Genomic DNA, 7,094 nt, shown 5'->3' on the forward strand with positions numbered 1-7,094 from the left:
AGTTTCCGGCATTGCCGCCGATAGACGCTGGGACGCGCGGCACGCCGCGGTTGCGATCCACCCGGCGTCACAGTTCGCCATGTTGTCGTAGGCCGGTCGCGTTTCGGTAAAGCTTGGTGGCCAGGGTACGCGTGGGCAATTGCGCCCGAACCTCTCCCCGCCCCGATGATCCGTCTCCTCCGTCGTTATCCAGTCGGTCCCCGACTGACCTTCGCCTTCGCGGCCTTGCTGCTGCTCTGCGGCGCGCTGATCGTCGCCAGCCTGGCCTCGATGGCCATGGCGCGCCACCAACTCGACGACATCAGCCTGGACAAGATGGAGAAGATCCGCCTGTCCGATGCGATGGTCACCGCCCAGGCGCGGCTGGAAATCGGCCTGCTCAACGATGTGATCCTGACCAACCCCGACGAGAAGCGGGAGATCGTGCGCGCGATCGGCCAGGCCGCGCGCGATTACGCGCAGGTGCGCCGCAAGCTGTTCGCGATGCGCCTGGATCCGGCCGACCGTACCGGCGCGCAGCGCCGCGCCGCGATCGACCAGGCCTATGTCCAGGTGCAGCCGTTCCAGACCCAGGTGCTGGCGCTGGCCGCCGACAACCAGAACCTGGACGCGCAGACCCTGCACCTGTACACGCTGCAGCCGCTGCTGGCGAACTGGCAGCAGGCGATCCAGCGCAATGCCGCGCACCTGCGCACGCTCAGCGACCAGGCCTATGTCGATGCGGTGGCGACGATGGCCCGCGCGCGCTGGATGCTGCTGATCGGCGGCGGCCTGCTGCTGGCGGTGGCCACCTGGCTGGGCTGGTGCATCACCCAGAGCCTGGTACGGCCGCTGCGCGAAGGGACGCGGATCGCCGCGGCGATCGCCGCCGGCCGTCTCGACGCACCGCTGCCGGTGCACGGCAACGACGAGGCCGCCGAGCTGCTGCGCAGCATGCAGACCATGCAGGCGCAGCTGCGCGCGGTGCTCGCCGAGCAACGGCAGATGGCGCAGCGCCACGCCGCCGGCGCGGTCGCGCACCGCAGCGACGCGGCGGGGTTCCCCGGCGAATACGGGCAACTGCTGCACGACGCCAATGCGCTGGTCGATCTGCACGTGGGCACGGTGCAGTCCACCGTTGCGTTGATGCAGCGTTACGCCATCGGCGACCTCAGCGAGGACATGCCGCGCCTGCCCGGCGAGCAGGCGGCGATCTCCGACACCATGGACGCGATCAAGGCCAACCTCGGCGCGCTCAACCGCGACATCTGGCACCTGGCGGCGGCCGCGGCGGCCGGCGATTTCAGCGCGCGCGGCGACGTCGGCCGCCACCAGCACGATTTCCGCACCATGCTGGAAAGCCTGAACCAGCTGATGGCCACGGTGGACGGCAACCTCGGCGCGCTGTCGACGCTGCTGCGCGCGATCGCCTGCGGCGACCTGGGCGTGCGCATGCACGGCGAATTCCATGGCGTGTTCGCGCGCATGCGCGACGACGCCAACGCCACCGCCGACCAGCTGGCGGGGATCGTGGCCGGCATCCAGCAGGCGGCGGCGGCGATCGACAGCGAGGCCGGCGCCATCGCCGGCGGACACCAGGACCTGTCGCGCCGCAGCGCCGAGCAGGCTGGCGCGCTGGAGCGCACCGCGGCATCGGCGGCGCAACTGACCGAGACGGTCAAACAGAATGCTGCGCACGCCGACCAGGCCAACCAGCTGGCGACCGCCGCGGCGTCGGTCGCGCGCCAGGGCGGCGCGGCGATCGACGAAGCGGTGGCGGCGATGCAGGGCGTGCAGGGGTCGTCGCGCAAGATCGGCGAGATCATCGCGGTGATCGACAGCATCGCGTTCCAGACCAACATCCTGGCCCTGAACGCGGCGGTGGAGGCGGCGCGCGCCGGCGAGCAGGGCCGCGGCTTCGCCGTCGTCGCCAGCGAAGTGCGCGCGCTGGCGCAGCGCTCGGCCGGGGCGGCAAAGGAGATCAAGACGCTGATCGAGGCCTCCCTGTCCCAGGTCGCGGTGGCGTCGGCGCAGGTCCACGGCGCGGGCCAGACCATGGGCCGGGTGCTGGCCTCGGTGGGCGAGGTCAACGACGTCGTGGCCGGGATCGCGGTGGCCTCGCAGGCGCAGTCGGCGGGCATCGAACAGGTCGGCCAGGCGATGGCGCAGATGGACCGCACCACGCAGCAGAACCTGGCGCTGGTGGAACAGGCCACCGCGGCCTCGCATGCGCTGGAACAGCAGGCCGGCACGCTGGCCGCGGCGGTGGCGGTGTTCCGGCTGCAGGCGCGCGCCGAGGCGCCGCAACAGCGGCCCGCCATGGCCGCTCCGGCACCGGCCGAGCTCGACCTGGCCGTCGGCGCCTAGCCGGGCAGCGCGTGGTCGCGCGGCGGCGTCGTGCGGGGGCTTTCCGCCCGCGCGGCGCTGCCGGAGCGCCCAGGACGGCCAGCGCGCGGGGATGGCCGCTGGCGGCTGAATGCGTCGCCTACACGGTGTTCGTGAAGCTTGTGTGTAGAAAAAATTTCGCTTAAGTTCCCGCCACGCCTGCCGACAAAACAGGCATAGACGCGATACGTCTTGCGTACGCGGCCCGATCCCGGCGTCCTGACATGCCGGCGTAGTGCCGCTCGGACCGTATCGTTCGCTGGTGCCGGAGGTCGCGCCAGGTGTGAGGTAGGCGGGGAGAGGGGGCCTGCCGGGCGCTGCGCATGGAGTTCTTCTTCCGCAGCGCTGAGGCGAAACCCGCCGTCCTTCCGTTTTCTCCGAATCTGTCCATCGCCACGGCGCTGCGCGCCTCGAGGCGAGCGATCCGTTCCCGAACGCCGCCGGATTCACCCGGCCTGTCGCGACGGCCTGCCTTGCCACCGTGGCGCATTGTGCCGGCAGGGCGGTGCTGCGCCGCACCGGTTCACTGCGCCGCGGCCAACCGCGTGGTCGGCGACGCGAGGGCGATCCCTGTGCCGGTGCAGTCGCTGGTGTCCGGCGACGATTTCGTTGTGCATCGCGACCTGTAAGACCGTTTCTGCGAGCGGCTATCCCCGTGCCAGGCGCTGGGTCAGCGTCCGGGCTGAAACAGCCCCATGCTTCTGCGTTTCCTTGCCTCGTGCGCGCGCAACAACGGCGCGCGAGACGCCCTAGCTCAACAGCCGCCGCAGTTGCGCCTTCAGGCGCCGCCCATGCGCGTGGAAATAATCGCGCTCGGCACGCCAGGCCGGGAACCGCGCTTCCACTTCGCGCCAGAACGCGGGCGAGTGGTTGGCCTGGATCAGGTGGCACAGCTCGTGGACCAGCACGTACTCGAACGCCGAGGGCTGTCCCAGCACCAGCGCCAGATCCAGCGCCATCGAGCCGTCCGGCGCCAGCGAGCCCCATTGCGAGGACATCACCTTCAGCCGCACCCGCGCCGGCGCGCGCGGCAGCGAGGGCAGGTACTTGGGCAACCAGCGGCCGACATCGGCGCGCGCCTGCGCTTCGTAGAACTCGCGCAGCGCGCGCGCGATCGCCGCATCGCCGGCGCGCGCCGGCAACTGCAGCTGCGCGCCCTCGGCATCGACCTGCAGCCGCGCGTAGCGGCCCTCGCTCCAGCGCAGCGGCAGGCGTTCGCCGCGCAGCGGCAACCAGCCGGGCACGCCGCGCTGCAGGCCGGGTTCGTTGTCGTCTTCCTGATAGCGCGCCAGCTGCTCGCCGAGCCAGTGCCGGTGTTCGAGCAGGAAGCGCTCGCCGGACACCAGGCTGGCGCGCAGCGGCAGGGTCAGGCGCGCGCCGCGTTCGTCGACGCTGAGCTTGATCCGCCGCGCACGCGGGTCGCGCACGCGCAGCACATCGATCTCGCGCTCGTCCAACCGCAGGCGGACGAGGTCGCGTTCGACGGCCGTTGCGGGCGGCGCGATCAGGCGACGGAGGAAATCGGGCATGCGCACAGCATACCGCTCATGCGCGCGCGCACGGTGACAGCGTGCACCGATCGCGCTGCATGCTTCAGCTGAATGTCCGTCACCGTCGCCGCCGGAGCGTTCGGCAGTGGAGCCGAGCGGCGCACGCCGCGGCCCCTGTAGGAGCGGCTTCAGCCGCGACGAACGAAGCCGGCAAGTTGTCCGGCTTCGGCTGCAGTCGGGACTGAAGTCCCTTCCACAGTGCACCCCGCCAGCATGCTGGGACTCCCTTGTGGGAGCGACTTCAGTCGCGACGAGCGGCACCGGGACGTTGTCCGGCTTCGGTAGCTGCTGGTCGGGGCTGAAGCCCCTCCTACAGTGCACCCAGCGAGCGTGCCGAGGCCCCATGTGGGAGCGACTTCAGCCGCGACGAGCGGCGCCGGGAAGTTGTCCGGCTTCGGGAGCTGCCGATCGGGGCTGAAGCCCCTCCTACAGGGCACCCGGCCGGCAGGCGCGCGGCTTGTGTAGGGCGGCTTCAGCCGCGACGAGCGGAGTGGCGGCGTCGGCCGACTTCCTAGGCCGTCGGGGCTGAAACGCATCCTGCAGTGCAGATGGCCGGCTTGGCGATCCACCCTTGTGGGAGCGACTTCCGTCGCGACGAGCGGAACCGGCAAGCCGAGCAGCGCGCTGCCGGCCTCGCCTCAGGTTTCCGCCTTGCTCAGCTTCAGCGCCTCTTCCAGCAGCAGGAACAGGCGCCGCACCTCGGCGCTCATCAGCGCGAAGCGGGCGTCCAGTTCGGCGCGCACGCCGTCCTGGTCGGCGTTCTCCAGCTGGTCGAGGGCGCCGTCGAGGAACTTCAGCTTGCGGATCACCAGGTCGTCGCCGAGCACGAAGGAGACGTGGTCGTCCAGGATCAGCGCCAGCTTGGTGACCTGCTTGCCGGCTTCCAGGTGCTTGTCGATCTCGTCGCAGCGCAGTTCCTGGTGCTGGCACTTGACCACCGCGCCGCCCTCGATCGGATCCTTCATCTCGCATTCCTCGCCCAGGCTCAGGCCTTCGGGCAGGGGCTCGCCGGCGATCCAGCCGGTCAGGATCGAGCGCGGCGCCACTTCCGCATTCAGCGGCAGCGCCGGGAAGCTGCCCAGCGCGCCGCGGATCTCGGACATCACGTTCTCGCCGGTCTTGCGGCTGGAGGTGTCCACCGCGACGTAGCCGTGCTGCAGGTCGAGCATCGCGTCGGTGCGCGAGGACTTGACGAAGGCGCGCGGCAGCAATTCGTGGATCAGGTCGTCCTTGAGCCGCTTGCGCGCCTTGCCGCCGGGCCGACGGCCTTCCTTCTCCTCGATCTCGGCGACCTTGCGCTCGAGCAGGTCGTTGACCACCGAGCCGGGCAGGATCTTGTCCTCGCCGCCGACGGTCAGCCACAGGAACTCGGCGATGCGGTGCGACAGCACTTCGTGCTCGTCGCGGCCGAACGGGGAGATGAAGCCGCGCGAGCTCATTTCCAGCGGGCCGACCGGCTTGAGCTGCACCTCCGGCAGGAGCTTGTCGATCTCGGAGAAGTCGAGGGTGGTGGGGAAGCGGAACAGGGTCAGGTTGCGAAAGAACATCGAGCATCCAGCAGAAGGAAACGGAACGGCCCGGCGCCGTGCGCAGGGTGGGCGGCGGGCATTGTCGCATCGCTCCCGCCCGGATACCGCAACGCGCGGTTCAGCGGCGCGCGCGCACCGCCGGCGGCGGCCTCATGCGTCGTCGTCGTCGAGCGGCCAGCCCATGGCTGGCAGGGCATCGGCAGCGCCGAGCGTGCGGAAATCGAACAGCGCCGGGTCGGCCAGCTGCGACGGCTGCACGTTGCCCATGGCGCGCGCGATCTGCTCGACGCGGCCGGGATGCTCGCGGTCCCACTGCTGCAGCATCAGCCCGACCTGGCGCCGCTGCAGGGTCTCCTGGCTGCCGCACAGCGTGCACGGGATCAGCGGGAAGCCGCGCGCCTGTGCGTACTCGGCGATGTCGGCCTCGCGCACGTAGGCCAGCGGCCGGATCACCACGTGGCGGCCGTCGTCGCTGCGCAGCTTCGGCGCCATCGCCGCGAGCCTGGCGTGGAAGAACAGGTTCATGAAGAAGGTGGCGACGAGGTCGTCGCGGTGGTGGCCCAGCGCGATCTTGCTGATGCCGTTTTCGGCGGCATACCGGTACAGCGCGCCGCGGCGCAGCCGCGAGCACAGCGAACACAGGGTCTTGCCCTCGGGCACCACGCGGCTGACCACCGAGTAGGTGTCCTGCTCGATCACGTGCCAGGCCACGCCGAGCGTGCGCAGGTAGTCGGGCAACACCTCGGCGGGGAAGCCGGGCTGCTTCTGGTCCAGGTTCACCGCGACCAGCTCGAACGGCACCGGCGCCTTGCGCTGCAGCTGCAGCAGGATGTCCAGCAGGGTGTAGCTGTCCTTGCCGCCGGACAGGCACACCATCACCTTGTCGCCGGCTTCGATCATGCCGAAATCGGCGATTGCCTGGCCCACCTGCCGGCACAGGCGCTTGCCCAGCGCCGAGGGCGTGCGCCGGTCGCGCGGGGCGGGATCGGCGAGGTGGTGCGGCAGCGGCAGCGGCGTAGGGGTCATCGGCGCGCATTGTAGTCGGCGCGACCGAAAGCGCGTTGCGCGCGACGGATGCGCTCCCCGCGCGCGATCGCCACGCGGCCACACTGCTGCCGGCGTGTCGCACTGTGCTGGCGCGCACGCCGCGCGCGCGGATGGCGCAGCGCAGCAAGCGTTTCGCCGATGGGCTGGGTAAAGTCCGCCTGTCCCCCGGCTTGCGAACCGCATCTGATGGCCCCGTCGGCTTCCCTCCGCAGCGAAGCTTTTTTTAGCGCGGTTTCTGGTAGCGCTACCATAACCTCGCGTATGGCGCAGCGCGCCAGGCGCGCAGGCGACCGGATGCGGCGCCTGCATGCCGCCCGGGACTGCGCCTGCAGCATCCGCGCGATAGGTGCACGGGCCGGCCATGGCGATCGCGCCGTGCGCACGTCCGGGCCGGCGCTGCTCCATCCATGCGCGCCCGGGTCCATCCCGTTGCCCGCCGCCGCCGTCGCGGCCGAACCCACGTCTGCTTGTTCCTCCCACTCGACAGGATTCCACTTCCCATGAGCAACTCCGTCTACATCGGCGCCAAGGAATACTTCCCGGGCATCGGCCGCATCGCGTTCGAAGGCAAGGCCTCGGACAACCCGCTCGCCTTCAAGGTCTA

At 70.6% G+C, this 7,094-nt stretch carries 5 protein-coding genes; 2 read left to right on the forward strand and 3 right to left on the reverse strand.

What is annotated here, in order from left to right; translation table 11 throughout:
• The first annotated feature begins 165 nt into the window (after nt 1-165).
• The gene (locus H9658_RS20235; protein ID WP_191826720.1) at nt 166-2,346 is read left to right on the forward strand and encodes a methyl-accepting chemotaxis protein; all 2,181 of its coding nucleotides are present in this window, start codon (nt 166-168) and stop codon (nt 2,344-2,346) included.
• 341 nt (nt 2,347-2,687) lie between these two features.
• Entirely contained in the window at nt 2,688-2,993 is a 306-nt protein-coding gene (locus H9658_RS20240) for a hypothetical protein (protein ID WP_191826726.1), read from the forward strand.
• Between the two features lie 120 nt (nt 2,994-3,113).
• Here the strand turns inward: H9658_RS20240 and H9658_RS20245 are convergent, their stop codons facing one another.
• The 3 genes from H9658_RS20245 to ttcA all read right to left on the reverse strand — a co-directional run bounded on the left by H9658_RS20245 (nt 3,114) and on the right by ttcA (nt 6,469).
• On the reverse strand, nt 3,114-3,893 hold the full coding sequence (locus H9658_RS20245) for a YgjP family zinc-dependent metalloprotease (RefSeq protein ID WP_191826721.1): 780 nt from the start codon (nt 3,891-3,893) through the stop codon (nt 3,114-3,116).
• Between the two features lie 659 nt (nt 3,894-4,552).
• Nucleotides 4,553-5,461: a recombination-associated protein RdgC gene (locus tag H9658_RS20250; RefSeq protein WP_179570177.1), complete on the reverse strand. Its 909-nt coding sequence runs from the start codon at nt 5,459-5,461 to the stop codon at nt 4,553-4,555.
• Between the two features lie 132 nt (nt 5,462-5,593).
• Nucleotides 5,594-6,469: a tRNA 2-thiocytidine(32) synthetase TtcA gene (gene ttcA / locus H9658_RS20255; protein ID WP_191826722.1), complete on the reverse strand. Its 876-nt coding sequence runs from the start codon at nt 6,467-6,469 to the stop codon at nt 5,594-5,596.
• Between the last annotated feature and the right edge of the window lie 625 nt (nt 6,470-7,094).

The sequence above is a fragment of the Xanthomonas bonasiae genome, from assembly GCF_014836395.1.
Classification (GTDB): Bacteria; Pseudomonadota; Gammaproteobacteria; order Xanthomonadales; family Xanthomonadaceae; genus Xanthomonas_A; species Xanthomonas_A bonasiae.